At 65.3% G+C, this 26851-nt stretch carries 25 protein-coding genes and 2 riboswitches; of the genes, 7 read left to right on the top strand and 18 right to left on the bottom strand.

The features are described 5' to 3' along the window. Nucleotides 1-241: 241 nt before the first annotated feature. From BM070_RS14120 to gcvT, 11 genes are all read right to left on the bottom strand, one after another. Nucleotides 242-988: a formyl transferase gene (locus BM070_RS14120; RefSeq protein WP_092940059.1), complete on the bottom strand. Its 747-nt coding sequence runs from the start codon at nucleotides 986-988 to the stop codon at nucleotides 242-244. A gap of 18 nt (nucleotides 989-1006) precedes the next feature. Next, nucleotides 1007-1624 (bottom strand): cold shock and DUF1294 domain-containing protein, encoded by a 618-nt coding sequence (locus tag BM070_RS14125; protein WP_092940060.1) that lies wholly within the window; start codon nucleotides 1622-1624, stop codon nucleotides 1007-1009. Nucleotides 1625-2371: 747 nt separating this feature from the next. After that, the gene (locus BM070_RS14130; protein WP_175518500.1) at nucleotides 2372-2752 is read right to left on the bottom strand and encodes an RDD family protein; all 381 of its coding nucleotides are present in this window, start codon (nucleotides 2750-2752) and stop codon (nucleotides 2372-2374) included. 149 nt (nucleotides 2753-2901) lie between these two features. After that, nucleotides 2902-3285, bottom strand: a complete 384-nt coding sequence (locus BM070_RS24265) for a hypothetical protein (protein ID WP_139222833.1) — start codon at nucleotides 3283-3285, stop codon at nucleotides 2902-2904. Nucleotides 3286-4216: 931 nt separating this feature from the next. After that, nucleotides 4217-4726, bottom strand: a complete 510-nt coding sequence (locus tag BM070_RS24270) for a hypothetical protein (protein WP_139222834.1) — start codon at nucleotides 4724-4726, stop codon at nucleotides 4217-4219. Nucleotides 4727-4937: 211 nt separating this feature from the next. After that, nucleotides 4938-5579 carry a Type 1 glutamine amidotransferase-like domain-containing protein gene (locus BM070_RS14135; RefSeq protein WP_092940062.1) on the bottom strand — a complete coding sequence of 214 codons (642 nt, stop codon included), beginning with the start codon at nucleotides 5577-5579 and terminating at the stop codon, nucleotides 4938-4940. Between the two features lie 101 nt (nucleotides 5580-5680). After that, complete coding sequence (locus BM070_RS14140; RefSeq protein WP_139222835.1) at nucleotides 5681-6049, bottom strand: hypothetical protein; 369 nt, start codon at nucleotides 6047-6049, stop codon at nucleotides 5681-5683. A 124-nt stretch (nucleotides 6050-6173) separates the two neighbouring features. Continuing rightward, on the bottom strand, nucleotides 6174-6584 hold the full coding sequence (locus tag BM070_RS24275; RefSeq protein ID WP_139222836.1) for a hypothetical protein: 411 nt from the start codon (nucleotides 6582-6584) through the stop codon (nucleotides 6174-6176). Between the two features lie 803 nt (nucleotides 6585-7387). Beyond that, nucleotides 7388-10279: an aminomethyl-transferring glycine dehydrogenase gene (gcvP, locus tag BM070_RS14145; RefSeq protein WP_092940064.1), complete on the bottom strand. Its 2892-nt coding sequence runs from the start codon at nucleotides 10277-10279 to the stop codon at nucleotides 7388-7390. A 79-nt stretch (nucleotides 10280-10358) separates the two neighbouring features. Next, the gene (gene gcvH / locus BM070_RS14150; RefSeq protein ID WP_092940065.1) at nucleotides 10359-10733 is read right to left on the bottom strand and encodes a glycine cleavage system protein GcvH; all 375 of its coding nucleotides are present in this window, start codon (nucleotides 10731-10733) and stop codon (nucleotides 10359-10361) included. Between the two features lie 173 nt (nucleotides 10734-10906). Next, entirely contained in the window at nucleotides 10907-12049 is a 1143-nt protein-coding gene (gcvT, locus tag BM070_RS14155) for a glycine cleavage system aminomethyltransferase GcvT (protein WP_092940066.1), read from the bottom strand. Between the two features lie 66 nt (nucleotides 12050-12115). Then, nucleotides 12116-12253: riboswitch (glycine riboswitch) on the bottom strand. 16 nt (nucleotides 12254-12269) lie between these two features. Then, nucleotides 12270-12369: riboswitch (glycine riboswitch) on the bottom strand. Between the two features lie 204 nt (nucleotides 12370-12573). Here gcvT and BM070_RS14160 point away from each other — a divergent pair. From BM070_RS14160 to BM070_RS14170, 3 genes are all read left to right on the top strand, one after another. After that, nucleotides 12574-13152 carry a DUF3455 domain-containing protein gene (locus BM070_RS14160; RefSeq protein ID WP_092940067.1) on the top strand — a complete coding sequence of 193 codons (579 nt, stop codon included), beginning with the start codon at nucleotides 12574-12576 and terminating at the stop codon, nucleotides 13150-13152. A 117-nt stretch (nucleotides 13153-13269) separates the two neighbouring features. Then, entirely contained in the window at nucleotides 13270-13836 is a 567-nt protein-coding gene (locus BM070_RS14165) for a sigma-70 family RNA polymerase sigma factor (protein WP_092940068.1), read from the top strand. After that, complete coding sequence (locus BM070_RS14170) at nucleotides 13833-14606, top strand: anti-sigma factor (protein ID WP_092940069.1); 774 nt, start codon at nucleotides 13833-13835, stop codon at nucleotides 14604-14606. The genes BM070_RS14165 and BM070_RS14170 overlap by 4 nt, the downstream gene beginning before the upstream one ends. A gap of 92 nt (nucleotides 14607-14698) precedes the next feature. On the opposite strand, the gene BM070_RS14175 is transcribed toward BM070_RS14170, so the two are convergent. The 4 genes from BM070_RS14175 to BM070_RS14190 form a co-directional block, all read right to left on the bottom strand. Beyond that, entirely contained in the window at nucleotides 14699-15493 is a 795-nt protein-coding gene (locus BM070_RS14175) for an ABC transporter ATP-binding protein (RefSeq protein ID WP_092940070.1), read from the bottom strand. Nucleotides 15494-15668: 175 nt separating this feature from the next. Further along, nucleotides 15669-16550: an ABC transporter permease gene (locus BM070_RS14180; protein WP_092940071.1), complete on the bottom strand. Its 882-nt coding sequence runs from the start codon at nucleotides 16548-16550 to the stop codon at nucleotides 15669-15671. A gap of 91 nt (nucleotides 16551-16641) precedes the next feature. Further along, nucleotides 16642-17610 (bottom strand): ABC transporter substrate-binding protein, encoded by a 969-nt coding sequence (locus BM070_RS14185; RefSeq protein ID WP_092940072.1) that lies wholly within the window; start codon nucleotides 17608-17610, stop codon nucleotides 16642-16644. Between the two features lie 129 nt (nucleotides 17611-17739). Next, the gene (locus BM070_RS14190) at nucleotides 17740-19446 is read right to left on the bottom strand and encodes an electron transfer flavoprotein-ubiquinone oxidoreductase (protein ID WP_092940073.1); all 1707 of its coding nucleotides are present in this window, start codon (nucleotides 19444-19446) and stop codon (nucleotides 17740-17742) included. A gap of 136 nt (nucleotides 19447-19582) precedes the next feature. Here BM070_RS14190 and BM070_RS14195 point away from each other — a divergent pair, with 136 nt between their 5' ends. Both BM070_RS14195 and BM070_RS14200 read left to right on the top strand, forming a co-directional pair. Then, complete coding sequence (locus tag BM070_RS14195; RefSeq protein WP_092940074.1) at nucleotides 19583-20365, top strand: SDR family oxidoreductase; 783 nt, start codon at nucleotides 19583-19585, stop codon at nucleotides 20363-20365. A 7-nt stretch (nucleotides 20366-20372) separates the two neighbouring features. Further along, nucleotides 20373-21266 carry a DMT family transporter gene (locus BM070_RS14200; RefSeq protein WP_092940075.1) on the top strand — a complete coding sequence of 298 codons (894 nt, stop codon included), beginning with the start codon at nucleotides 20373-20375 and terminating at the stop codon, nucleotides 21264-21266. 69 nt (nucleotides 21267-21335) lie between these two features. On the opposite strand, the gene BM070_RS14205 is transcribed toward BM070_RS14200, so the two are convergent. Next, a complete protein-coding gene (locus tag BM070_RS14205; protein WP_092940076.1) occupies nucleotides 21336-22250 on the bottom strand; it encodes a metal-dependent hydrolase in 915 nt (304 codons plus the stop codon). 117 nt (nucleotides 22251-22367) lie between these two features. Here BM070_RS14205 and BM070_RS14210 point away from each other — a divergent pair, with 117 nt between their 5' ends. Then, a complete protein-coding gene (locus BM070_RS14210) occupies nucleotides 22368-23045 on the top strand; it encodes a TetR/AcrR family transcriptional regulator (protein ID WP_092940077.1) in 678 nt (225 codons plus the stop codon). A gap of 86 nt (nucleotides 23046-23131) precedes the next feature. On the opposite strand, the gene garD is transcribed toward BM070_RS14210, so the two are convergent. Then, nucleotides 23132-24706 (bottom strand): galactarate dehydratase, encoded by a 1575-nt coding sequence (garD, locus tag BM070_RS14215; protein WP_092940078.1) that lies wholly within the window; start codon nucleotides 24704-24706, stop codon nucleotides 23132-23134. Nucleotides 24707-24921: 215 nt separating this feature from the next. On the opposite strand from garD, the gene BM070_RS14220 reads away from it, so the two are divergent. After that, complete coding sequence (locus tag BM070_RS14220; RefSeq protein ID WP_092940079.1) at nucleotides 24922-25947, top strand: LacI family DNA-binding transcriptional regulator; 1026 nt, start codon at nucleotides 24922-24924, stop codon at nucleotides 25945-25947. A gap of 96 nt (nucleotides 25948-26043) precedes the next feature. Here the strand turns inward: BM070_RS14220 and BM070_RS14225 are convergent, their stop codons facing one another. Beyond that, nucleotides 26044-26634, bottom strand: coding sequence for a peroxidase-related enzyme (locus tag BM070_RS14225; protein ID WP_092940080.1), 591 nt, complete (start codon nucleotides 26632-26634; stop codon nucleotides 26044-26046). Nucleotides 26635-26851: the final 217 nt, after the last annotated feature.

Raw genomic sequence — 26851 nt, forward strand, 5'->3', positions numbered from 1 at the left:
TTAGGGCCTGATGACGAATGGGCTCCGATGAGCCCCCGCTCGACACGGCCGGACGTGCTGGGCCCTATCTCTCTGCGCTCGGGAAAAGATCGCAAACCAAGTCGAATGTCTTGGTCGCAATGGCCACCTGCGTGGCGCTTCTTTCGACGATGAAGCCCGGTGGGTGGACGCTCTGGTGGTCTGTGACCCGAGGGTTGCTCAATTGGAGGCCCTCGACCGTCGGCACCTGGAAGGCTGGAAATTAAAAGGCACGCAATTGCCTTGATAGCTCTTCGGCAGTCACATTGCAGTCGATATTCAAGTTGCCGTAATCTATCGATGCCTTGGAGAAATAGGTCGCCCCCTCTCCCTGTGGCTTTCCTATGGCCGTGCCATCCAGCAAGGTCGGTAGGTTTTTTTGCAGCAGAAGAATCCCTTGGGTCTGGTATTTTTCATAAAGGGATTCTGCCGTTTCATCGGTTGAAAGCGCGAAGTGGGCTTGATCGACGATGGGCCCGGTATCGATCCCGCTGTCGATTTCATGCAGGGAAACGCCTGAGTGGGATTCTCCGTTGAGAATAGGCCATGCGGAAGTGTAGACGCCGCGATATCGGGGCAGCAGCGAGAAGTGGATGTTGTAGGCCCTGCAGCCTTCGATGTGCTCGGCCTTGATGATTCGATCGAACTCAAGCGATATGAACAGATCGACATGGGACTGCGCAAGGGCATCAAGCTCAATCAACTCGATGCCCAGTTGAGCCGCGGCTTTCTTGAATGAAGGCTGCGATCCATCATGGCCCTGATCGGTTCTGTTGGCGATTGCCAGGAATTCGTTCGAGGGGTGGTTCTTCGATATGAAGCGAAGGGAATCAACGGCGATTCTGTTTTTTCCTGCGATGCACACTCTCATCTTTTGATCCTTCGTTTTTTGGGTGGATGGATTGGGCTGCTCATAAAAAATCCGGTGTATGGCCTGGGCCACTATCCAGTTTTCCAGCCGATCATCCATCCAGGCGGAATTTGATGCCTAGTGCCTGATGATGTGCGATGCATATGGGCTTGCCAAGAAGATGAACGCCATGACGTTGAGGCCAACTGTGCCCCAGAAGACCGAACGGAACTCCTGCTTCGCGGACTTGTGCCGCAGCATTTGTTGGGCAAGCAAGGCTCCAGGCCAGCCGCCTGCCAGCGCCAGAAGATGCAATGTCTGCTCCGATATTCGCCATGCGCCACTTTGCGCGGCTGATTTGTCAATGGCATAGACCAGGAAGGTCAAGATGCTGGCTCCCAGGTACACCCCAAGCAGCCAGAGCGGCGGTTGGCCCAATGCATAGCCCAGCAGGACGACGATGCCAAATGCCGGAATGACAAAGAGAGTGGCTGTTCCCCATGAGGCTGGATTGCCGCGACGTGTAGATGGTCGTGATGCAGGGGCCGCCCGGATCAGCTCGGCATTGATCGCTCGCTTCTTGCCCTGCGGCCCCACTTCGACCTGAAAGCTGACGCGTTGGTGGGTGCGTGGACGCTCATGAAGGCCTCTGAAGGCCTTTATATGCACGAAGATTTCCTGCCCGCCTTGAGTGGGCTCGATGAAGCCAAAACCGCGTTCATCGTTCCATGACTTGATTTTTCCGTCGAAACGCATGGTGTAAGCTGCTTGGTAGTGATTTCCGTAGGTGTTGAATGTGATTTGCTATGAAAATATTTATTTCATATCGAGGTGATTTTAATATGTTGGTGATTGTGTTGAGGTGATTTTGTTGCGCTGCATTGAATTCCAAAAATTAAAAGGACCAGGCTTTGCGTGTCTCGGCGTGTCGTAGATCGAGTGGCCGAAATGACTTGGGAATTCGGGGTGCTCCAAATCTTGAGAAGGTGGCCTTGCAATCAATGCAAAGTATTCACCAAAAGAGGGCGGTTGGTTCGATTGGTGCTGAAGTATCAGGACGAATGCTAATCGCACTGATTGGCGATCGAATCGATTTTCGGGGGGCGTCTGTTTGGTGGAGACGCTATGCAACTGGGCGCGTCACTCCAAGCGTAATACAGACGAATGGCAAAGGCTGATAGGCGCTGGGCCCGCTGAGCTGGTGTGTAGGTAAGAGAGCCGGTCGGTGTACGGCGTGCGCAAGGTCGGGCGGGTGGGTTTGGTGTATTGGTGCAAAAAACGCTTGCTGTGGTCGATCGGAATCGTTCCGGCAGCAAAAGCCGAAGATGCTCACTAACGACAGAAAACTGCTTAAGCCGAAGCTGCGTGAATCAAGCCAACCAGTCTCCTAAATTCCCGGGGTGGTTCAAGATCTCGAATAATAATAAGGCACCTAACGTTTGAGTTAACCGGCCCGAACGCCGCAATGGTTTCGTGTGAGCGAATAGTTAGGTTGCATTCGTTTTAATTGACTGCCTTGACGACTTTCGTTTTGGCCAGGAAGTCCCCAAGCCGTCTTCGCTGTTTTCCGACAATGAAGAGTGCATCGATGACACCGAGCACAAGGATTGGAGAATTTCTGACCACTGATTGCCAGTACCTACATGGTTCTTCCGTCTCAACATGCACAACCGATGACTTGGTGAATCGTTTGCCCAAGCTTTGTCCGCCGGGGAGGGCGTCGCAAACGAGTAGGTAGAGAAGCCAGCCCAGGAACATGATTTCAATTGGCCACGAAAGAGCTTTTGCCGTGTAATAGAAGACTGCGCCAACGGCGAAGGCAACCAGTCCGTCTATGAATTGAGCGGTAAATCGCTCGCCTATGGATGCAAGGGGTCTAGCCATGTTTTTTGGACTGCTGGAGGGTGGAGGGTGTGGACCTGTGCGGCCTAACGCCCAGGTTATCCGGCAAAAATGCAGAGCATTTTTGTCCGCGTTGAACTGTCGGTTAGGCATCGACGCGCCATGAAATTCTTGGATTTGTGCATTGACATTTATGCCGGTTCGATGTTGATTAAGAAGGCCCAGTCAGAGACTTCAACAGGTGACTGCTCAATTTTTCCAGGGTGCTCCTCGGCGTTCACGACGAACGCTCGGCCATCCGCAAGTTTGACCGTGTAATCGAGTCCGTGTGTGTCGATGGATTGAACCTCACCAAGTTGCAGATGCGTGATGGATAAAATTTTGCAACGGTAATTTGCTGTGTGAATGGCCGGGCCTAAAAGTGTATTTGCGAACACTAGGGTCATATCATTTTGGATAGGCGCATTCATTGCTGCAGCGTAGTGCGGATCGACAAAAAAATCGAAGTTCCGATCTGCGCCGACTTCAATCGGCTGGTCTAGCTCATAGAAGCGGAATTTGTAAAGCGCAATCATGTCAATGCGATGCCTAACGTTTGAGGTAAGCGGCTTGCGGTAGGCAAGTCCGCTTGACCGAATGGTTAGGTCTCATTCGCACAAGCACCCCTGCGTTGACCATGGTCTTTTGCTCTCTGGAGAAGATCCTTGATTGGGCGGGAGGCACTCTTGGGGTCGCACCGCTCAAAGAATGCATCCATAAACTGATGAGCCGCCTCCGCAGCCCACCGAGCGCACCCTGCGCCTAGACATTTGTACGGCCAAAACGGAGCGTCCTTGTGGCAAAGAGGGTTCTCCGCAAACTTGCCCCGGAGTCTCCGCATGAGCTTGTGTGGTGGGAACTCACCACTACTCTCGTGGGCCGGAACTGGCTCCCAAGTAGGTTCGTAGTGCACTAGCCAGTTGCGCAACTCGACCAGCAATCGGGCACTCTGAAATGGCTCGGAGCCTTCGTCGAACTCGGCAGAGCCTGTGAGGGCTAGACCTATCTGATACTTCTGAAGTATCTGGAACGAGGCAGTCCTAGGCACTCCCAGTGCCCACAGGCGCTGGATCCGAAGCCCATTTGCGGGGCGTGGTCTTGACGCAATCTCCTCGGGATAACTAAACCACTCATTAATCGTGGACTCGAGCGCGCAAGCGGACGATAGAAGACTGCTTGTCACGAAAGACCGATGGACCAAGGTCCACTCAAAACCGTCCGGCGGGGGCGATGCTTCTACCTGACCTGCTTGTTCAGCGAGGAAGAACGCGGACTTCAGGTAGTCCGCGCCCATTGGCGAAGAGATCGCACCGACTTCGCGTGCCTGCATGTTTGAGACCTAACGCCCGCGTTAAGGGGCGGCGACCCGCGTAGCGGGTTGACGTCCCCTTGAAAAACCAGTTAGGCCAATTTCTTTATTGCTCATTTTTGGTGTTGCACTTGATGTATTAATCTGCATGTGTCAATCTAAGCCACATGCACTGCACATGCGGCCTCTAGTTCAGGAACGAGCGTGCGTAAGATGACGAGACTTTCTTGAACCAGCATTCGATCTCGCTCGACGCTTGGGTCTTTAGAGCCATGGAGAAGATTGCAGCGAACTTGATAAATCACTGCGGCAACGGCAGCAAGTCTGCCGACTGTTGATTCAGCCTTGTTGCGATACATGGCGCTGTACCGTTGAGATGCAGCGCGAAAGCCTGGGTGCCAGCGATCTAGCTGCGTGTTGCCCGGAGGAATGGCAAGAATACGATCAACTGCTTTGGTGACCTTCCGAAGCACCCTGAGCGCGGATCGTTCAGTCATATGCCGCCGTATAGAAGCAATTACACGAGCCCTCTCTCTTGCGTCTGGTTCGCCCCCGTATATCGCATTGAATGCCATCCAGAGATTAGAGAACTCGTTCCATTCAGCCGGCGCGGCTGTGCGGATGCGGAATGCAAGCTCGGCACGTAATGCATTCGTCAAAGTAGCCATAGCTGCTCCATGAGGCCTAACGCCCGGGTTAACCGGCGCCGGAGCGCGAAGCGCGTAGGGCACCAACACTGGCCATAAAAATGCCGAAGGCATGGCCAGTGTTGGCGTCCGCGTTGAACCGACAGTTAGGCTGGGGCACGTAGGCAGGGTATGGCAATTTCACTCCAAATGCGTTAGGTTTGGCTATCCACAAAAATCGGGCAAGCGCCGGTTAGGCGCCACCATTCAGGATTTCAACCTGGCCATAAAGTTCTACCGTTCCGGCGTCGACAATGATTCCGCCACCGTCGGCACAAGCATAGACCGGCTCATTCGCATCCTTAAGCGGCTTCCATAGAGAATCTGGAACACTGGTCGGTGTGAAGTGCGGGAGAAAATGGAACTGGGTAAGGCCCAACGAAGTGTGGTCGGTGAGCAGTGGGTCGGGAGCGTCGCCACACAGTGCAGCGGTGGAGATGTTTGGAGACATCAGGATTGCTCCAGCGCTAACTCCGATGAGGACGCCGCCCTGCACAACGTACTTACGAAGTTCGGGTAAAAGGCCATGCTGTTGCAACCACCGAAGGAATCCGTAGGTGTTGCCGCCTGAGAGGTGCACAGCATCGCATTGAAGCGCGGTCGCTGTGAGGTCGCCAATGTTCTGCGAGTCTGGACCGACATAGAAGTCAAGGCTTACACCGCGATCAGCGTAGTAGGCACGCGCTGTCTCGAAGTATTGACGATTCGTCTCTGCGCTAGAGGCGAAATATGCGATCCGAGGACTGGATTTGCCAATGAGCCGAAGCAATCGAGCGTCGAGCACCGGGTTTCCAAGTGCTTGTTGATCGCTGTATAGAGCGAGTCGGGGAGTCATGGCGTTTGCGATGCCTAACGAATAGATATGCCTGGTGATTTGGGAAAGCCTAACGCCTGAATTAAGCCGCGCCGCGAAGCGGCGTCGGCTTGGACGAATTGTTAGCTGACAACCGTGGAAAGGAAGACCGCCAGTTCACGGTTGCCGCGAATCAGCCCGGCGGCAACTGCGTAAGGATCGAACTCTCGTGCCACACCCGGGATGATAGATAGCCTTACGGCGGGACGAGCTTCCACCACTAGCGCGTCGGCGCCAACCACCTGCACAAGATATTGGACGATGAATCCACCGACGATCATCACCAAGAAGCCAACATCTTCCTCGGGGATGGCCTGCGCCTTGAGCCAGCCGTCGAGTTGCGGAACAATCACGGCAGGGTTTAGCGGCGTGCCGGTTTGGTGTAGGCCGATACGACCCAGAACATCGTCGAGCATCGGCGCTGTTTTTTCGAGTAACTCGTTTGCATCCATTGGCAGCTAACGCTCGCGGTAAGCCGCGCCGCAGTGCGAAGCACGGAGGGTACCCGCAAGCGAAGCTTGTGGGTGTCGGCTTGACCAACCGGTTAGGCTGGTGACCGATGATTGGTTGGTTGCATCACTCATGTTGTTCAGCTTTCAGGGATGCCGGCCAAAGGCGTATCGCATGCCAGAAGGTCGGGTATAGCGCTAGCGGTACCGCTGAGATGTAAAAGAAAAATAGAGGTAGGAAGATCACGGTCGATACAAAGCCAGTGGATGCGCCTATGACCAGCCAAACCCAATGGCAGGGTTGATTCTTCAGCCAACTACGCGTCATTGCTGCCAAGCAGACCCAGGCAAGCAATGGCATGGGATAGACGTAGGCGCTGATGCCTTTAGGACCCGCATCCGCGCCTACGTTTGATCCGAGGGGAATTAATGCGAAGAAGAAGGAACTGCCTACTGCCAAGCTTGCAAAGCACCATGAAAGCAATGCAAAAGCAAAACGTCGACCAGAAACTGCTGCATGGGTAGGTTGCGCGGCCATTCGTCAGTGTATAGAACCGGTTATGAGAGGCCTAACGGACTAGGTAAGCCGCCCGCAGAATGCGGGTCGGCTTGACTGACGGGTTAGCCTGCACGGCCAGCCCCCAAACGCTTGCTGCGCGCAGCAAATGCGACGACGACGAATACGCATGCAAGCAACCAAAAGAACAAAGGTTGGCCCCAAAGTCCGAACCAAGAGTACAGAAGCGAGCTGAGAAGAGCCCCCTACCTCCGGCAGGTGGATGGTGAGGCTGAACAATCAGGATAAGGCCAAATATCGTCATGACCACGGCCAAGATGGAACAAATACGCTCAGCATTTTTGGCGCCCGGAACAAACCCGCGTTCCATTGATGTCCGCGGGAGCGGCTTCACGGATGTGCTCCGATTTCGAAAGCTCTCCCAGAGGATGAAAGCTGCAAGCGAACCGAGCGTCATAAAAAGGAATAAAGCCTCAAGCATTTGAATGTTGGCTAACTAGATTTAGACGACAGTCATTGTGCCGTCTGCAGTCTGCTAAACAAAGTTCTTTTCGCTGCACCAGACGTCGAGCAGCGGGATTCCCCGTTTAGGCAAACCTAAAAATTTCCGGATGGCGAAGCAGCCTCAGGGGGCATTGCACCCGAAATGTATCGCGGATGGATACCTGCTTTCACTACTCATACCGGGAATCACAGCAGGCTTGCCCTTCAAGGCCCGACAGACATCCGCATCCGGCCCCCAAAAGCACAAAGGCCTGGTCACCCAGGCCTTTGTCTTTCAGATCGCAGCGCGCTTCAAGGCGCCGCATGCTGCGGCGGCAGTGTTACGAAGCCAACTCGCTCACCGGCACGCAACTGCAGAACAGATTTCGGTCGCCATACACGTTATCCACCCTTCCCACGGGCGACCAGTACTTGGCCTGGCGCAGTGCAGTCACGGGGAAGGCCGCGGTTTCGCGGCTGTAGGCGCGGGCCCAGTCGGCGCCCAGCAGGCTTTCCGCCGTGTGCGGGGCGTTCTTGAGCGGGTTGTCGTTCTGCGGCCAAGTACCGGATTCGATCTGGCGGATCTCTTCGCGGATGGCGATCATGGCGTCGATGAAGCGGTCCAGCTCGGCCAGGGTTTCGCTTTCGGTGGGTTCCACCATCAGCGTGTTGGGCACGGGGAAGGACAGCGTGGGCGCGTGGAAGCCGTAGTCGATGAGGCGCTTGGCCACGTCTTCGGCCATGACGCCGCTGGTTTCCTTGAAAGCCCGCAGGTCCAGGATGCATTCGTGCGCCACGTGGCCGTTGGCGCTCGCGTACAGCGTGGGGTAGTGGTCCTTCAGGCGCGCGCTGATGTAGTTGGCGCTGAGGATGGCGGTTTCGGTCGCGGCCTGGAGGCCGTCGGCGCCCATCATGCGGATGTACATCCAGCTGATGGGCAGCACGGCGGCGTTGCCCAAGGGCGCGGCGCTGACGGCGCCGTTGCCGCCGGGCACGCCGGCCGTTGCGTGGCCGGGCAGGTAGGGCACGAGGTCTTCGACCACGCAGACGGGGCCGACGCCGGGGCCGCCGCCGCCGTGCGGGATGCAGAAGGTCTTGTGCAGGTTGAGGTGGCTCACGTCGCCGCCGAATTCACCGGGTGCGGCCACGCCGACCAGGGCGTTCATGTTGGCGCCGTCCACATACACCCGGCCGCCGTGCTGGTGGACCAGCTGGCAGAGTTCCTTGACCTGCGTCTCGAACACGCCGTGGGTGCTGGGGTAGGTGATCATCACGCAGGCGAGCTTGTCGGCGTGCTGTTCGCACTTGGCCTTGAGGTCGGCCAGGTCCACGTTGCCGCTGGCGTCGCAGGCCGTGACCACCACCTGCATGCCGGCCATCTGGGCGCTGGCGGGGTTGGTGCCGTGGGCGCTGCTGGGGATCAGGCAGATGTTGCGGTGGCCCTGGCCCCGTGCCCGGTGCCAGCCGCGGATGGCGAGCAGGCCGGCGTATTCGCCCTGGCTGCCGGCGTTGGGCTGTAGGCTGATGCCGGCGTAGCCCGTGGCCTGGCACAGCCAGGCGCGCAGCTGCTCGTCCAGCTCGGCATAGCCCTGCAGCTGGTCGGCGGGCGCGAAGGGGTGGACGTGCGCGAATTCGGGCCAGGTGATGGGGATCATCTCGCTGGTCGCGTTGAGCTTCATGGTGCAGGAGCCCAGCGGGATCATGCTGCGGTCCAGCGCCAGGTCTTTGTCGGACAGCTGGCGGATGTAGCGCAGCATGCCGGTTTCGCTGTGGTGGGTGTTGAACACCGGGTGCGTGAGGAAGGCGCTGCTGCGCTGCAGGGCGGCGGGGATCAGCGCTTCCACGCCGGCTTCGGCGTAGTCGGCGAAGGTGGGCAGGGTCTGGCCGTCCTGGGCGAAGATCTTCCAGAGCAGCTCGACGTCAGCGCGGGTGGTGGTCTCGTCCAGCGAGATGCAGAGGTATTCCTTGAAATAGATCCGCAGGTTGGCGCCCATGGAGACTGCGCGGGCAGCTGTCGTTTCCGTAGCGGCGCCGGTGTGCAGCGAGAGCGTGTCGAAGGTCGGGTGCTCGCGCAGCGGCGCGCCCAGGGCCTTGAGGCCCTGCGCCAGGATGGCGGTGTAGGCGGCCACGCGGCGGGCGATGCGGGTCAGGCCTTCGGGGCCGTGATAGACGGCGTACATGCTGGCGATGACGGCCGGCAGCACCTGGGCCGTGCAGATGTTGGAGGTGGCCTTCTCGCGGCGGATGTGCTGCTCGCGGGTCTGCAGTGCCAGGCGGTAGGCGGGCTTGCCGTGCACGTCCACGCTCACGCCCACTAGGCGGCCGGGCAGGCTCCGCTTGTATTCGTCGCGGCAGGCCATGAAGGCGGCGTGCGGCCCGCCCGCGCCCATGGGCATGCCGAAGCGTTGGGTGGTGCCCACGACGATGTCGGCGCCCCATTCGCCGGGCGGGGTGATGAGGGTCAGGGCCAGCAGGTCGGCCGCGGCGATGAAGGCGGCGCCACGGGCGTGGGCCTTCTCGGCATCGGCCGCCAGTTCGTCGATGCGGCCGCTGGTGGCGGGGTACTGGGCCAGCACGGCGAAATAGTCGCCGTCCAGCGCGTCGTTCCATTCGGCCAGCGAGTTGGCCAGCACCACCTCGATGCCCAGCGGCTCGGCGCGGGTCTGGATCACCTCGATGGTCTGCGGGTGCGCGTCGCCCGCGACGATGAAGCGGTTGCTCTTGGACTTGACCGAGCGCTTGGCTAGCGTCATGGCTTCGGCGGCGGCGGTGGCCTCGTCGAGCATGGAGGCGTTGGCGATCGGCATGGCCGTCAAATCGCACACCATGGTCTGGAAGTTGACCAGCGCTTCCATGCGGCCCTGGCTGATCTCGGCCTGGTAGGGCGTGTAGGCGGTGTACCAGGCGGGGTTCTCCAGGATGTTGCGCAGGATCACGCCGGGCGTGTGCGTGCCGTAGTAGCCCTGGCCGATGAAGCTCTTCAGTAGCTGGTTCTTGCCCGCGATGGCCTTCAGCTCGGCCAGCGCGCCGGCTTCGGTCGTGGCGGCGGGCAGGTCCATGGGCTGGCTGCGGGCGATGGAGCGGGGCACGATGCCGTCGATGAGCGCACGGCGCGAGGCCTCGCCGATCACGGAGAGCATGTGGGCTTCGTCCGCCGCATCGATGCCGATGTGGCGGGGCTGGAATTCGGTGGCGTTCTCCAAGGCGGAGAGCGGGGGCAGGGCGGTGGTCATCGGCGGCGTTCGGTCGGGGCGTGGCGGGGAGGGCCGCCGCACCCGGCGGCGGCCGGGGGGCGCAGCGGCAGCGGCGGGGTCAGGCGTTCTGGGCGAACGCGGCGTAGGTGGTTTCGTCCATCAGGCCGTCCAGCTGGGCGGCGTCGGAAACGCGCACCTTGAAGAACCAGCCGGCGCCCAGCGGGTCGCTGTTGGCGAGCGACGGGTCGGCGCGCAGGGCCTCGTTCACTTCGACGATCTCGCCCGACACGGGCATGTAGACGTCGGCCGCGGCCTTGACGGACTCGACCACGCCGGCCACTTCGCCCTGCTCGAAGGTCTTGCCGACTTCGGGCAGGTCCACGAACACCACGTCGCCCAGCGCGTCTTGCGCATGCTGGGTGATGCCGACGATGGCGGCGTCCGCCTGGGCCGTGTCGATCCACTCGTGGTCTTTGGAAAATTTGACGCTCATGGGGAAACTCCAGAAAAAAGAGGAAGGAAGACGATGTTTGAAACGATGGCGCCGATGCCAGCAGCGACTGTAGCCGTCCGGCAGCGGGGCGCGGGCCTCATGGTGTGCGGCCCGCGCGAGCCGGCGCTGCGCAGAGGCGGTGCAGGCCGCAGCCGGCCGGGGCGGGCCGCGCTTCAGCCGCGGTAGTAGCGGGCGGGGGTGAAGGGCATGGCCGCCACTTCCATCGGCACGGCCTTGCCGCGCACGATGGCGTTCACCCGCGTGCCAAGCGCCGCGAAGGCGGGCGCCACGTAGCCCATGGCGACGGGCCGGTCCACGGTGGGGCCCAGCAGGCCGCTGGTGACTTCGCCGATGCGCTGGCCGTCCGGCGACTGCAGTTCGGTGTGCTCGCGCACCGGCACGCGCTCCAGCGCCACCAGGCCCACGCGCTTGCGGGCGAGCAGGGCCGGGTCGTCGATCTGGGCGAGCACCTTGTCGGCGCCGGGAAAGCCGCCGGCGCGGGCGCCGCCCGTGCGGCGCACCTTCTGGATGGCCCAGTTCAGCGCGGCTTCGGGCGGGGTGGTGGTGGTGTCGATGTCGTTGCCGTAGAGGCACAGGCCCGCCTCCAGCCGCAGCGAGTTGCGTGCGCCCAGGCCGATGGGCTGGACCTCGGGCTGGGCCAGCAGGGCGCGGGCCAGCGTCTCGGCCTGCGCGGCGGGCACGGAGATCTCGAAGCCGTCTTCGCCCGTGTAGCCGCTGCGGGTCACGTAGCAGTCGCAGCCGGCGATGGAGGCGGCCGTGCCGGTCATGAAGACCAGGGACAGCACTTCGGGCGCCAGGCGGCCGAGCGCGGCGGCGGCCTGCGGGCCTTGCAGCGCCAGCAGGGCCTGGTCGGGCAGGGGCTGTACCTGGCAGAGGTGGCCGATGCGTTCCTGGATGTGGGCGATGTCGCCGACCTTGCAGGCGCCGTTGACGATGATGAAGAGGTCGTCGCCCCGGTTCACGAACATCAGGTCGTCGATGATGCCGCCCGCGTCGTTGAGCAGCAGGCCGTAGCGCTGGCGGCCGATGTCCAGGCCCTGCACGTCCACCGGGATCAGCGTTTCGAAGGCGGCGGCGGCATCGGGGCCCGACAGGCACAGCTGGCCCATGTGCGAGACGTCGAAGAGGCCTGCGGCAGTGCGCGTGTGGTGGTGCTCGGCCATCAGGCCTGCGGGGTACTGCACGGGCATGGAATAGCCCGCGAAGGGCACCATGCGCGCGCCCAGTTCCAGGTGCAATGCGTTGAGCGGGGTGGTCAGCAGCGGGGCGGCTGACGCGGGGGAGGACGAGGACATGGCGGCAATCTCCACAGGGGCGAACAGTGACGCGGCCGGCCCCGGTGAGGAGGCCTTGGCCGCTGCATGTGCCCCGCTGTCCGCTTTACCTGAGAGATTCACCGTGCCGGGCGGCCGTCGATGCGGCTGCGGGGCGGGGTTTGCTCCTTCGGTGGGCCGCTGCCTGCATTGCGTGGGCGGCGGCCTCTCTCCAGCAAGGGAAACGCCCGCATCCCTGCGGGCGCTCCTGTCAGTCCTTTTGCCTGAGCGTTCGGGCGGTTGGTGCCCTGCGCCTTCGGCGGCTGCCGCATGGCGCGGCAACTCTCTCCTGACGAGTAGGCGGAGTATAGCGGCGCCACGGCGGGCCCAGCAGCCGGTTGACGATCGCCTCTGGAATTGTCAACCGGCATCGTGAAGCAATTTGTTGCATCTGGCGCCGCATCCAAACGCAGGCCTGGTGGGTAGAGCCTGGGCAGACCCGTGAAAAGCACAGGCTGCCATCGATTCCATCCACTGTTGTTTCACACGATTCCAAGGAGCACCCCATGCGCAACATCCGCCTCTCCCGTATCGCCACCCTGGCCGGTACCGTGTCCGCCGCTGCCCTGCTGGCCGCCTGCGGCTCGATGTCGTCGTCGCCGTCCTCCGGCATGGCCTTCTCGCAGGCCAGCCTGCCCGCGTCCATCCAGGTGCCGGCCGGCAACAAGGTGGCCTGGGAGACCGTGGGCAAGGGCGACATCACCTACGAATGCAAGGACAAGGCCGGCATGCCCGGCCAGGTGGAATGGACCTTCGCTGGCCCGGACGCCAAGCTGATGGACCGCAGCGGCAAGCAGGTCGGCAAGTACTACGGCCCACCCGCCACCTGGGAGGCGAACGACGGCTCCAAGCTGACGGCGACCCAGCTGGCCGTGGCGCCTTCCACCGCCGGCGCGCTGCCCTACCAGCTGGTCAAGGCCAACCCCGCCATGGGCAGCGGCGCGCTGACCGGCGTCACCTACATCCAGCGCGTGAACCTCACGGGCGGCGTAGCCCCGGCCAACATGGCTTGCACCATGGCCAACAAGGGCCAGAAGACCACCGTGCCCTACCAGGCCGACTACATCTTCTACAAGGCGGTCTGACCGGAACCGCTGCGCGGGGCAGCATCGGCCGCCCCAGGCGAGCAAGGGGAAGGGCGGCGGGGCCTGCGGCATGCACTACGATGCCGCAGATCCCTCCACCACCCTCCCAGCCCGCCCTTGAACGCTGCAGCCGACCCTTTCGACTACGACGCCGCTCTGGGGGCTTGCGCCCGGGGTGACCACCAGGCCCTGCAGCGCATCTACGAGCGCGAAGGCCGCTACCTGCTGGGCGTGGCCCTGCGCATCGTGCGCGAGCGTGCCCAGGCCGAGGATGTGCTGCACGACGCCTTTCTCAGCATCTGGCAGCGCGCCGGCAGCTTCGACGCTGCGCGCGGCGCGGGCCGGGGCTGGATCTACAGCGTGGTGCGCCACGCGGCGCTGAACGTGGTGCGCGGCAGCGGACGCGACGTGCGCCTGGACGAAGAGGCCGTGGAGGCCATCGACGACCAGGCCGCGCTGCAGAACTACCGCAGCCGCATCGACCCCTATGAACTCGGTGCCGACCTGGGCCGGCTCGACACCTGCCTGGGCCGCCTGGAGCCGGCGCGGCGCGATTGCATCGTGCTGGCCTACGTGGAAGGCTGCTCGCACGGCGAGATCGCCGAACGCACGCAGACGCCGCTGGGCACCGTGAAGGCCTGGATTCAGCGCGGCATGCGCGCGCTGCGGGAGTGCATGGCATGACGAGCCGATCGACACCGGATTTTTCCGACGCTTCCAGCCCCGAGGATCTCGACGCCCTGGCCGGCGCCTACGTGCTGGGCACGCTGCCCATCGCGGGCCGCCGCTCGGTCGAAGCGCGCCTGCCGCGCGACGCGGCGCTGCGCGCGGCGGTCGAAGCCTGGGAAGAGCGCCTGCATCCGCTGGTGGCGCTCGCGCCCGCCGTGGAGCCATCGCCCGCGCTCTGGCCGCGCATCGAGCGCAGCGTGGGCGGGGCCGGCGCGGCTGCTGCCCGCCGCCCGCGTGCCGCTGCCGCGGCGCCTTCGGCCCTCGGCGCGTGGTGGAACGATCTGCGCCTCTGGCGCGGGCTGGCCGCAGGCGGCTTTGCCGCCGCCGCCGTGCTGGCGACGGTGCTGGTCGCGGGGCCGGGCCTGCGCGGCGCGCCCGCCGGGCCGCAATACATGGTGGTGCTGGTGGCGCCGGGCGGCACTTCGCCCGGCTGGGTGGTGCAGGCCTCGTCGCGCTCGGGCCAGCTGCAGCTCAAGCCCCTGGCCGACACACCCGTGCCGCCCGGCAAATCGTTGCAGTTCTGGACCAAGGCCGACCAGTGGCAGGGGCCGAAATCGCTGGGCCTGGTGCGGCCGGGCGAGCCGGTGCAGGTGCCGATCGACCGCCTGCCGCCGCTGGAGGCGAACCAACTCTTCGAGCTGACGCTGGAGCCCGAGGCCGGCTCGCCCATCGACCGGCCGACCGGGCCGATCGTGTTCATCGGGCGCGCCGTCAAGATGATCTGACGGCGCTCTTATTTCGATAGCTGCCTGCGCAGGAGGGGCGGGCGCCAGGGCCGGATTTTCCCGGTACCCTGGTTCCCCTGTTGCGTACGTCTTCAGCCCAGCAGCAGCGCGTCGTCCGCCAGCTTCTCGCCGCGCACCTTCTCGAACATCTGCAGCAGGTCGGGCACGTCCAGGCGGCTGCGTTCCTCGCCGGCCACATCGAGCACCACCTGGCCCTGGTGCAGCATCACCGTGCGCTGGCCCACGTCCAGCGCCTGGCGCATGCTGTGCGTGACCATCATGGTGGTGAGCTGGTTCTCGGCCACGATGCGGGCGGTGAGCTGCAGCACGAAGTCGGCCGTGCGCGGGTCGAGCGCGGCGGTGTGCTCGTCCAGCAGCAGGATGCGCGAGGGCTGCAGCGCGGCCATCAGCAGGCTAACGGCCTGGCGCTGGCCGCCCGAGAGCAGGCCGATGCGGTCCGTGAGGCGCTTCTCCAGGCCCAGGCCCAGCGTGGCGAGGCGTTCGCGGAAGGTCTCGCGCTGTTGCGCCTTCACCGCGCCGCGCAGGCCGCGCAGCGTGCCGCGCTGCTGGGCGAGGGCCATGTTCTCCTCGATGGTCAGGTCTTCGCAGGTGCCGGCCATCGGGTCCTGGAAGACGCGCGCCACGCGCTTCGCGCGCGCCCAGACGGGCTGGCGGGTCACGTCTTCGCCGTCGATGGCGATGCGGCCCGTGTCCACCGACAGGTCGCCCGAGATGGCGTTCAGGAAGGTCGATTTGCCGGCCCCGTTGGAGCCGATGACGGTGACGAACTGCCCGGCCGGAATGTCCAGCGACATGCCGCGCAGCGCGCGCGTCTCGATGGGCGTGCCGGGGTTGAAGGTGATGTGCAGGTCTTGTGCGCTCAGCATGTGGCGACGTTCCTATTCGTGAATCAGAGTGTTTGCCATGCCGCGGAGCTTTCTGCCCGCACGGCCCAGGCCAGCGGCCGCCGCGCAAGGGCCGCCCCGCCGCGCTGGCGGCGTCCCCCTTCCCGGCGCAGCCGAGAGAAGGGGGAAGGCGCGTAGCGCCTCAGGGGGATGTTCTTCACTTCGAGGCCAGCTTGCGTTTGATCTGGGGGATCACCAGGGCGATCGTCACCAGCACGGCCGTGACCAGGTTCAGGTCTTGCGCCTTCAGGCCGATGAAGTCGCTGTTGAGCGCCAGCGCGATGAAGAAGCGATAGACGATAGCGCCGATGATGACGGCGAGCGTCGCCCACACCAGCCGGCGCGAGGGCAGGATGCTCTCGCCCACGATCACGGCGGCCAGGCCGATCACGATGGTGCCGATGCCCATGGAGATGTCCGCGCCGCCCTGCGTCTGCGCGAAGAGCGCGCCGGCCAGGGCCACCAGCGCGTTCGACACGGCCATGCCCAGCAGCACCATGGCGCCGGTGTTCACGCCCTGGGCGCGGGCCATGCGGGCGTTGGAGCCGGTGGCGCGGATGGCCAGGCCCCGCTCGGTGGCGAAGAACCAGTCCATGGCGAGCTTGGCGACGATGACGATCACCAGCAGCAGGGCGGGGCGGGCGACGTAGTCGGCCATGCCTTCGGGCTGCAGCAGGGTGAAGAGCGTCGGGTCGTTGATGAGCGGCACGTTGGGACCGCCCATGATGCGCAGGTTGATCGAATACAGCGCGATCATCATCAGGATGCTGGCCAGCAGATCCATGATCTTGAGCTTGACGTTGAGCCAGCCGGTGATGAGGCCCGCGCCCGCGCCCGCCGCCGTGGCCGCGAGCGTGGCGACGTAGGGGTTGGTGCCCGTGGAGATGAGCACCGCGCAGACCGCACCGCCCAGCGGGAAGCTGCCGTCCACCGTCAGGTCGGGAAAGCGCAGCAGCCGGAACGAGATGAAGACGCCCAGCGCGACCAGGCTGAAGATCAGCCCGATCTCGACGGCGCCGAGCAGGGAGAAGAGGGACATGGCAGAGGGCCTTGCAAAAGCAAAGCAGGAGCCGAAGCTCCTGCGGTCATGGGGGTGCTTGCGGCACGCGCCGCAAGCGCAGCCGTGAACCTTACTTCACGATATGGGCGGCGGACTTGATGAACGCGTCGGAGAGCTTCACGCCCTGCTTTTCGGCGGCGCCGGGGTTCACCGTCAGCTCCAGCTTGGTGCTGATCTCGGGCTTGATGTCGCCGGGTTTTTCGCCCTTGAGCACGCGCACCACCATGCGGCCGGTCTGCTCGCCCAGGTCGCGGTAGTTGATGCCGAACGAAGCGATGGCGCCGCGCTTGACGCTGTCGGCATCGGCGGCGATCAGGGGCAGCTTGGCTTCCTGGCCGACCTTGACCAGCGATTCATAGGCCGAGACCACGTTGTTGTCGGTGCTGGTGTAGATCACGTCGGCCTTGCCGATCAGGCTGCGCGCGGCGCTGCCCACATCGACGGAGCGGGGCGCGGCGGCCTCGACCAGGGTCATGCCCATCTTGGGCAGCAGGGCCTTGAGTTCCTTGACCACCACGGCGGAGTTGGCCTCGCCGGGGTTGTAGACCACGCCCACGCGCTTGGCATTGGGCACGACCTGCTTGACCAGTTCCATCTGCTTGTCCAGCGCCAGCAGGTCGGACACGCCCGTCACATTGGTCTTGCTGGGCTCCCAGTCCTTGACCAGCTTGGCGGCGACCGGGTCGGTCACGGCCGAGAAGATCACCGGCACCGTCCTGGTGGCGGCGACCACGGCCTGGGCCGAGGGCGTGGCGATGGCGACGATGGCGTCGGGCTGGTCGCCCACGAACTTGCGGGCGATCTGCGCGGCCGTGCCGGTGTTGCCCTGGGCGCTCTGGTACTGCCACTTGAGCGTCTTGCCCTCTTCGTAGCCGGCGGCGGCCAGGCTGGCCTTCACGCCGTCGCGGATGGCGTCCAGCGCGGGGTGTTCGACGATGGCCGTCACGGCCACGGACTTCTGCTGGGCCTGCGCCAGCGGAGCGGCGGCCGCCAGGGCCAGGGCGATGGCGCCGAGGGGCGCCCAGGACGATTGCTTCATGGTGTCTGTCTGCTTTCGGGGTCAGGGGAGAAGCGCCGTGCTTCCATGGCAAAAGAGGCCGCCAGCGCAGGTGTTACCTGCGCCAGCAGCTATCTTTTCAGTAGCGTTGCGGCAGGGGCTATTGTCGCCTTACATGCCGGAGTAGTTCGGGCCGCCGCCGCCTTCAGGGGTGACCCAGACGATGTTCTGCGTCGGGTCCTTGATGTCGCAGGTCTTGCAGTGCACGCAGTTCTGCGCGTTGATCTGCAGGCGCTGGGCCGTGCCGCCCTGGGCTTCGTCGGGCACGAATTCATACACGCCCGCCGGGCAGTAGCGGGCCTCGGGGCCGGCGTACTTGGCGAGGTTGATGTCCACCGGCACGCTGGCGTCCTTGAGCGTCAGGTGGGCGGGCTGGTTCTCGGCGTGGTTGGTGTTGCTGATGAACACGCTGGAGAGCCGGTCGAAGGTGAGCTTGCCGTCGGGCTTGGGATAGACGATGGGCTTGCACTCGGCCGCGGGCTTCAGGTAGGCGTGGTCGGGCTTGTCGCGGTGCAGCGTCCAGGGGATGTTGCCCTTGAGCACGAACTGCTCGATGCCGTTCATCAGCGTGGCCGTGACCAGGCCCTTCTTGAACCAGGCCTTGAAGTTGCGCGCCTTGTTCAGCTCGGCGTAGAGCCAGCTCTTCTCGAAGGCCTCGGGGTAGGCGCTCAGTTCGTCGTGCTGGCGGCCGCCCTGGATGGCGTCATACGCGGCCTCGGCGGCCAGCATGCCGGTCTTGATGGCGGCATGGCTGCCCTTGATGCGGCTCACGTTCAGGAAGCCCGCGTCGCAGCCCACCAGCGCGCCGCCGGGGAACACGAACTTGGGCAGCGACAGCAGGCCGCCGGCCGTGATGGCACGCGCGCCGTAGCCGATGCGCTTGGCCGGCTTGATGCCCTGGGCCTCGTCGCCTTCCAGGTAGTAGCGGATGTTGGGGTGGGTCTTCCAGCGCTGGAATTCCTCGAACGGGCTCAGGTAGGGGTTGGAATAGTCCAGCCCGGTGATGAAGCCCAGCGTGACCTTGTTGTCTTCCGCGTGGTAGAGGAAGGCGCCGCCGTAGGTGTCGGCATCCATCGGCCAGCCGGCGGTGTGCATCACGAAGCCGGGCTGGTGGCGCTTGGGGTCGATCTCCCAGAGTTCCTTCACGCCGATGCCGTAGGTCTGCGGGTCGCGCCCTTCGTCGAGCTTGTAGCGGGCGATCAGCTGCTTGCCCAGGTGGCCGCGCGCGCCTTCGGCGAAGATCGTGTACTTGGCGTGCAGCTCCATGCCGAGCTGGAAGTCGGCGGTGGGCTCGCCGTCCTTGCCCACGCCCATGTTGCCGGTGGCCACGCCCTTGACGGAGCCGTCCTCGTTGTAGAGCACTTCGGCCGCGGGAAAGCCCGGGAAGATCTCCACGCCCAGCTCTTCGGCCTGCGCGGCCAGCCAGCGCACCACGTTGCCCAGGCTGACGATGTAGTTGCCGTGGTTCTGGAAGCACTGCGGCAGCAGGAAGTTGGGCGTGCGCCAGGACGACTTCTCGCCCAGGAAGATCATGGCGTCGTCGGTCACCGGCTGGTTCAGCGGCGCGCCGCGCTCTTTCCAGTCGGGAATCAGCTCGCTCAGCGCTTTCGGGTCCATGATGGCGCCCGAGAGGATGTGCGCGCCGGGCTCGGAACCTTTTTCCAGCACCACGACCGACAGCTCCTGCCCCTTTTCGGCGGCCAGCTGCTTCAGGCGAATGGCGGTGGCCAGCCCGCCGGGGCCGCCGCCGACCACGACCACGTCGTATTCCATGGCTTCGCGCGGGCCGTACGTGCTGAGGATTTCGTCTTTCGTCATGGGTTGTCTCTTGGTGATTTGATAATCGTCGAGGGGCAGCGAGGGTTCATCCAGGCCGTGCCTGGATCTGCGCTGATTGTATGCATTGAAGCGTAACAATCGAACGATCGTTCTTTTTTCGAGGGAGATACCGACAATGGCTTACAGCATCGACCTGTCCGGCCGCGTGGCCCTGGTGACCGGCGCATCCAGCGGCCTGGGGGCGCAGGCCGCGCGCACCCTGGCCCGCGCGGGCGCCGGCGTGGTGCTGGCCAGCCGGGATCTGGAGAAATTGAAGGAACTGCGCGCCCGCATCGAGGGCGAGGGCGGCGACGCGCACGTGGTGGCGCTCGACGTGACCGACCACGACTCCATCCGCGCCGCCGTGGCCCATGCCGAGACCGAGATGGGCTCCATCGACATCCTGGTCAACAACTCGGGCGTCTCCACCTCGCAGCGCATCGAGGACGTGACGCCCGAGGATTTCGACTACGTCTTCGCCACCAACGCGCGCGGCGCCTTCTTCGTCGCTCAGGAGGTGGGCCGCCGCATGCTGGCGCGCTCGCGCGGGGCGGCGCCGGGCAGCTTCACGGGCGGGCGCATCATCAACATCGCCTCCATGGCCGGGCTCAAGGTGATTCCGCAGATCGGCGCCTACAGCATGAGCAAGGCCGCCGTGCTGCACATGACGCGTGCCATGGCGCTCGAATGGGGCCGCTACGGCATCAACGTGAACGCCATCTGCCCCGGCTACATCGCCACCGACCTGAACCAGCACCATTGGCAGACCGACCAGGGCCGCAAGCTGGTGGACATGCTGCCGCGCAAGCGCCTGGGCGAGCCGCACGACCTGGACGCGCTGATCGTCATGCTGGCCAGCGACCAGAGCCATTTCGTCAACGGCGCGGTCATCGCGGCCGACGACGGCTTCGCGCTCTGACTGGCCGATGTTCGCAGGCATTCTGGCGGGGCTCGCCGCGGGCGCGCTCTGGGGGCTGGTGTTCGTCGCGCCGCACATGGTGCGCGGTTTTTCCTCCATCGATCTGGCGGCCGGCCGCTTCGTGGCCTATGGCGCCACGGCGCTGGGCATGCTGCTCTGGGGGCTGCGCGGCACGCCGCTGCGGCCCACGCTGCGGCAGGCGGGCGCGGCGCTCTGGCTGTCGGTGCTGGGCTTCACGGGCTACTACCTGCTGCTGGCGCTGGCCATCCGGCATGCGGGCACGGCGATGCCGGCGCTCATCATCGGCACCATTCCGCTCTGGGTGATGCTGCTGGGCAAGCCGCAGGGGCTGCGCTGGCGCGCCTTGCTGCCCGGCCTGCTGCTGACGGTGGCGGGCCTGGCGTTGATGTCCGAGGTGCCGCAGGCCGGCGGCGGCGAGGCGGCGGCCGCGTACGGGCAGGGCGTGTTGCTGGCGCTGGTGGCGCTGGTGTGCTGGACGGCGTTCGCGCTGCTGAACGCGGCCTGGCTCAAGCGCCATACGGAAGTGAGCGCATCCGACTGGGCCAACTGGCTGGGCATCGCCACGGGCGTAGGCGGGCTGCTGCTGTGGCTGGCGCTGGGCAGCCCGCTGCATGAACTGGCGCAGCGGCCGGGCTTCGGCGGCTTCGTGCTGGTCTGCGCGGCGATCGGCATCGGCTCCAGCTGGCTCGCGACCATTCTCTGGAGCATCGCCAGTCAGCGCCTGTCGGCCAGCCTCTGCGGCCAGCTGATCGTGAGCGAGACGCTGTTCGCGCTGCTCTATTCCTTCGCCTGGGAGGGCAGCTGGCCCACGGCGACGCAGTGGGCGGCCAGCGTGCTCTTCACGTTGGGCATTCTGGCTTCCATCAAGGCGCACCGCTGACCGTTGGCCATTGGCCATTGGCCTCTCCTGCGGTGGCGGCTGCGGCGCGCTGCTGCTGTTGCCGCGGCTTCAGCGAACGACCCGGAACCGCCCGGCGTGCGCGGCCAGCCAGTCCTGCGCCAGTTCGGCCGCGCCCGGCGACTGGGTTTCGTGGTCGGGATGGAAGTCGCGCCGCAGGTAGCGCAGCAGCGCGGGCAGGGTGCGCCAGACCAGCCCGTCGCGGCCCCAGAACAGGTCCAGCGCCTGCAGCCAGGTCGAGGGCCGCCAGAGCGTGCCGTCGTGGTGCAGGTTCAGCACCGTCTGGCGCATCGAATCGCGGGCGAAGTTCAGGCACACGAGGAGGAACCAGCGCACCCGCCAGCGGTAGTCGCCGCCCGCGGCCTGGTAGAGCGCGAAGGCCACCGAGCGGTGCTCGGTCTCCTCGGCGGCATGCCAGCGCCAGAGCAGCTGCATCTCGGGCTCGGCGCCTTCCAGCCAGCGGCCGTGGCGCAGCGTGCCGTCGGCCAGCAGTGCGGTGAAATGCTCGTAGGCGCAGGTGGCGGCCAGCGCATGCAGCGGGTGCGGGGCCTTCTTCTGCAGCAGGGCGATGCGGTCCCGCGCCCAGTGCTGCCAGCGGTTGACCAGACCCTGTTTTTCCAGCTGCGCGTTGTAGAGGCCGTGGATGTGGCGGTGCGTGGCCTCCTGCCCGACGAAGCCGCGCATCTGCTCGTGCAATTCCTCGCGCAGCGCGGCGTGCTCGGGGCCTTGCGGCAGCAGCGGCATGGCGTTGCGCACCGAGTCGATGAAGAACTGCTCGCCCACCGGAAAGCTCATCGACAGCGCGTTGAAGAACTGCGTGTGGAAGGCCTTGCCGCTGTGCCAGTGGCGGCCGAAGCCGTTTTCGAGGTGCACGGCCAGCTTGCGGATGGGCAGCGGGCTGGCGCGGCGGGCGTCGGCCTCGGTGTCTTGATCGGCGTGGCGGGCGGTTGCGGTGCTTGCGTTCATGGCGGTCTCTTGGTTCGGGCCGGCGCCGTCTTGCGGCTTGGTCCGTTTATGAGCATTATTCAGATTTGCGGCGCCGCCCGCTACTCGCCTAAAGCTCATGTTTTCAGAGGCCCGCCCATGAAGAAGACCGACGCCCCCAAACCCAGGCCCGCCCTGCGCCGCCAGCCCACGCAGGAGCGTGCGCTGCAGACCATCGAGACGATTTTCGGCGCCACTGCTCAGATCGTGGAGCAGCAGGGCGAGGCCGCCGTGACCACCAACCGCATCGCCGAGGTGGCCGGCTTTTCCATCGGCACGCTCTACCAGTACTTCCCGTCGAAGGAAGCCATCCTGCTGGCCATGGTGGAGCGCGAGCGCAACCGCGTGCAGCAGGAGATCCAGCAGCTGCTGGATGCGGCCGTGGCCGAGCGGCGCGAGGTGCGTGCCGTGCTGCGCGAGATGGTGGGCCTGCTGGTGTCCGCCTTCGGCACCGGGCGTTCGCTGGCCGGGCGGCAGATGGTGCGCCTGGGCTGGCGCATCGACCACCATGACCGCATCACGGCCGCGCTGCGCGAAGGGGCCGAGCGCAACGCGCTGGCGCTGTCGCGGCTGGTGGAGGAGGGCGGCAACGCCTCGGTGCGACTGCCCACGCCGGCCATGATGTTCGTGGCCACGCGCGCGGTGATGGGCGCCATCCGCAGCGCCGCGCTGGAGAATTCGCCGCTCCTGGGCACGCCGGTGTTCGAGGAGGAACTGGTACGCATGGTCTGGGGCCTGCTGCGCGCCGATGGCGATGCGCCCCAGGCTGCGGCTTGATAGGGCATGGAAATGGGCCGCAGCCCAGGCCAATCAAGCGCCATTCGCTATTCAAACCATAGCGTATTGACTGAAATCAGCTGATTTCAGGTCACCGGCGCCGGGTTGAACAGCACCAGCTGGTTGGCCAGCTTCCAGTGCTCGGCCCAGGTCTTGCGGCGCCCGCTGGCCACGTCCAGCATCAGGCGGAACATCTCCCAGCCCAGCTCCTCGATGGTGGCTTCGCCGTCGGCGATGCGGCCGGCGTTCACGTCCATCAGGTCGTGCCAGCGCCGCGCCAGGTCGCTGCGCGTGGCGACCTTGATGACCGGCACCTCGGCCAGGCCGTAGGGCGTGCCCCGGCCGGTGGTGAAGACATGCAGGTTCATGCCGGCCGCCAGCTGCAGCGTGCCGCAGATGAAGTCGCTGGCCGGCGTGGCGGCGTAGAGCAGGCCCTTGCCCCGCGCCTTCTCGCCCGGCGCCACCACGCCGCTGATGGGCGCGCTGCCGCTCTTGACGATAGAGCCCATGGCCTTCTCGACGATGTTCGAGAGGCCGCCCTTCTTGTTGCCCGGCGTGGTGTTGGCGCTGCGGTCCACCCGGCCCTGGCTGAGGTAGGCGTCGTACCAGGCCATCTCGCGGATCATGGCCTGAGCCACCTCGGGCGTGGCCGCGCGCGCGGTGAGCTGGTCGATGCCGTCGCGCACCTCGGTCACCTCGCTGAACATCACCGTGGCGCCGGCGCGCACCAGCAGGTCGGTGCAAAAGCCCACGGCCGGGTTGGCGGTGACGCCGCTGAAGGCATCGCTGCCGCCGCACTGCACGCCCACCACCAGCTCGCTGGCGGGCACGGTCTCGCGGCGGCGGCGGTTCAGGCGCTCCAGGTGCGCCTCGGCCTGGCGCATCACCGACTCGACCATGGACATGAAGCCCACATGGGCCTCGTCCTGCAGGCAGACCACGTCGAGCGGGCTCTCTTCGAGCGTGCGCTCGTCCACCAGCGGGATGGCGCCGGGCGGCAGCAGGCGTTCGGGCTGGAGCTTCTCGCAGCCCAGGCTGACGACCATCACCTCGCCGCCGAAGTTGGGGTTGAGGCTGATGTTGCGCAGCGTGCGGATGGGGATCACCGCGTCGGGCGCGTCGATGGCCACGCCGCAGCCGTAGCTGTGGGCCAGGGCCACCACGTCATCGACGTGCGGGTATTGGGGCAGCAGCTCGGCCTTGATGCGCTTGACGGCGAACTCCGTCACGCCGGCCACGCACTGCACCGTCTCGGTGATGGCGAGGATGTTGCGCGTGCCCACCGAGCCGTCGGCATTGCGGTAGCCCTCGAAGGTGTAGCCCTTGAGCGGCTCCGGCACGGGCGGCCGGACGGTGGCGATGGGCAGGCCTTCGAGCGAGCGCGCATCGGGCATGTGCAGCAGCTTTTCATGCACCCAGCTGCCAGCGGCGATGGGCTGCACGGCATAGCCGATGGGCACGTTGTAGCGCCGCACCGCGCCGCCCGCGGGAATGTCTTCCAGCGCCACCTTGTGGGCCTGGGGCACGTGGTCCCGCAGCACCGGGCCGCCGGGCAGGGCGGTGCCGGCAGGCAGGCCGCCGTCGTTGGCGACGATGGCGACGTTGTCGGCCGCGTGCATCTTGATGTGCAGCGGGGGGCGGGCGGGCGTGGAGGCGTTCATGCGGCGGGGCGAAAGAGGAGGGCGATGGGTGGCCGGGATGGTCTGGCGATGCAAAATGATAACGTTGTCATCGCCCGCGTGAAGGCCGGGTTTGCCCTGCAGCCAGGAGGCTGGCAGCGCGGAGCGATCCATCTGCTAACGTCGCTGGCCTTCCATGCCGTTTTGATCCGTTCCTCCCCGATCCGCCCCTATCCGCAGGCCCGGTGCCTGGCCCCATGACTGCTGCCACCCCGCCTTCTTCCAAGCCCGCCACGCTGCACGATGTCGCCCGTGCGGCGGGCGTGTCGCTCATCACCGCCTCGCGGGCGCTGGGCCAGCCGGCCATCGTGTCGGAGGCCACGCGCGCCCGCGTGCAGGCGGCGGTCGAGGCCACGGGCTACATCCCCAACCTGCTGGCGGGCGGGCTCAAGTCGCGGCGCAGCCGCATGGTGGCGGGCATCCTGCCGGCGCTCTCGGTGTCGCAGTTCCTGCCCACGGTGCAGTCGCTGACCGTGGCGCTGCACGAGGCCGGCTACCAGCTGATGCTGGGCCAGACCTTCTACGACGCCGTGCGCGAGGACGAGGTGCTGGCCGCCATGGCCAGCCGCCAGCCCGACGGCATCGTGATGATGGGCCTGGTGCAGTCCGAGCGCTCCCGCGAGCGGCTGCAGCGCCTGGGCGTGCCGGTGGTGGAGACCTGGGACATCACCGACCGCCCGGTGGACATGGTGATCGGCTTTTCGCACCACGCGGTGGGCGCGGCGGTGGCGGACTACTTCCGCGCCCGCGGCGTCGAGCGCGTGGGCATCGCCACCGGCAGCGACCACCGCGCCCTGCAGCGGCGCGACGGCTTCGTGGCCGCCTGGGGGCGCGATGTGCCCACGGCCATCGTGCCCGCGCCCAGTTCCCTGGCGCTGGGCCGGCAGGCGCTGGGCGAGCTGCTGGCGCGGCAGCCCGGCCTGCAGGCGGTGGCCTGCAGCTCCGACATGCTGGCCCACGGCGTGCTGGTGGAGGCCGCCGCGCGCGGCCTGCGCGTGCCGCAGGACCTGGCCGTGGCGGGCTTCGGCAATGCGGAGTTCGGCGAGCACATGCTGCCTTCCATCACCACCGTGCATGTCGATGGGCCGGAAATGGGGCGGCTGGCCGCGCAGCTCATCGTGCAGCGCTGCCAGGGGCAGGTGCCCGAGCGCGCGGCTTTCGATCTGGGGTTTCGGCTGATCGAGCGGCAGTCCACGGCCGGGGGCGCTCCGGCAGGTTCATAGTGAAATGTGCCTGCAGCGCAGGTGGATCAAGCGCCTTCAGCTATCGTTTACATAGCAAATGAGCGGCGGCTGCACCGCGCTGGCGGCTCTGGTGGATCAGCCGGCCTTCCCGGCCTGCTTCTCGCGCGGCACGCGGCCCATCAGATAGAACTCCGGGTTCGGCGCCATGCCCGCGAAGCTCGCCATGCGGTTGGAGAGGCCGAAGAACGCCGTGATGGCGGCGATGTCCCAGGCGTCCTCGTCGTCGAATCCATGGGCGTGCAGGGCCTCGAAGTCGGTGTCGTCGATCTCGTGGCTGCGCTGGCAGACCTTCATCGCGAAGTCCAGCATGGCGCGCTGGCGCGGGGTGATGTCGGCCTTGCGGTGGTTCACCGCCACCTGGTCGGCCACGAAGGGCTTCTTCTCGTAGATGCGCAGCAGCGCGCCGTGCGCCACCACGCAGTAGAGGCACTGGTTGGCCGCGCTGGTGGCGGTGACGATCATCTCGCGGTCGCCCTTGGTCAGGCCGCCTTCCTCCTTGAGCATCAGCGCGTCGTGGTACGCGAAGAAGGCGCGCCATTCGGCCGGGCGCCGCGCGAAGGCGAGGAACACGTTGGGGATGAAGCCGGCTTTGTCCTGCACTTCGATGATGCGTGTGCGGATGTCGTCCGGCAGGGTGTTCAGGTCGGGAAAGGCGTAGCGTGGCATGGGGTTATGTCTCCTGTCTTGTCGGGGCCCGGGGGCCTCGGGGTGCCGGCCGAAACGGTAGCACGGCCGTGCCGCCCGGGGTTGTGCCGCCCATCTGCCGGCAACGGGCGCTTTCTGCGGCGATCCTTTTTTCGTGACGGTTGCAGCATGGCCCTGATGCGAAAAAGCTATGTCCGCCATGTTTTTTATTTGCTTCGTTCCGTCGCGCGGCATGACT

The sequence above is a fragment of the Paracidovorax wautersii genome, assembly GCF_900113035.1.
GTDB classification, from domain to species: Bacteria; Pseudomonadota; Gammaproteobacteria; order Burkholderiales; family Burkholderiaceae_C; genus Paracidovorax; species Paracidovorax wautersii.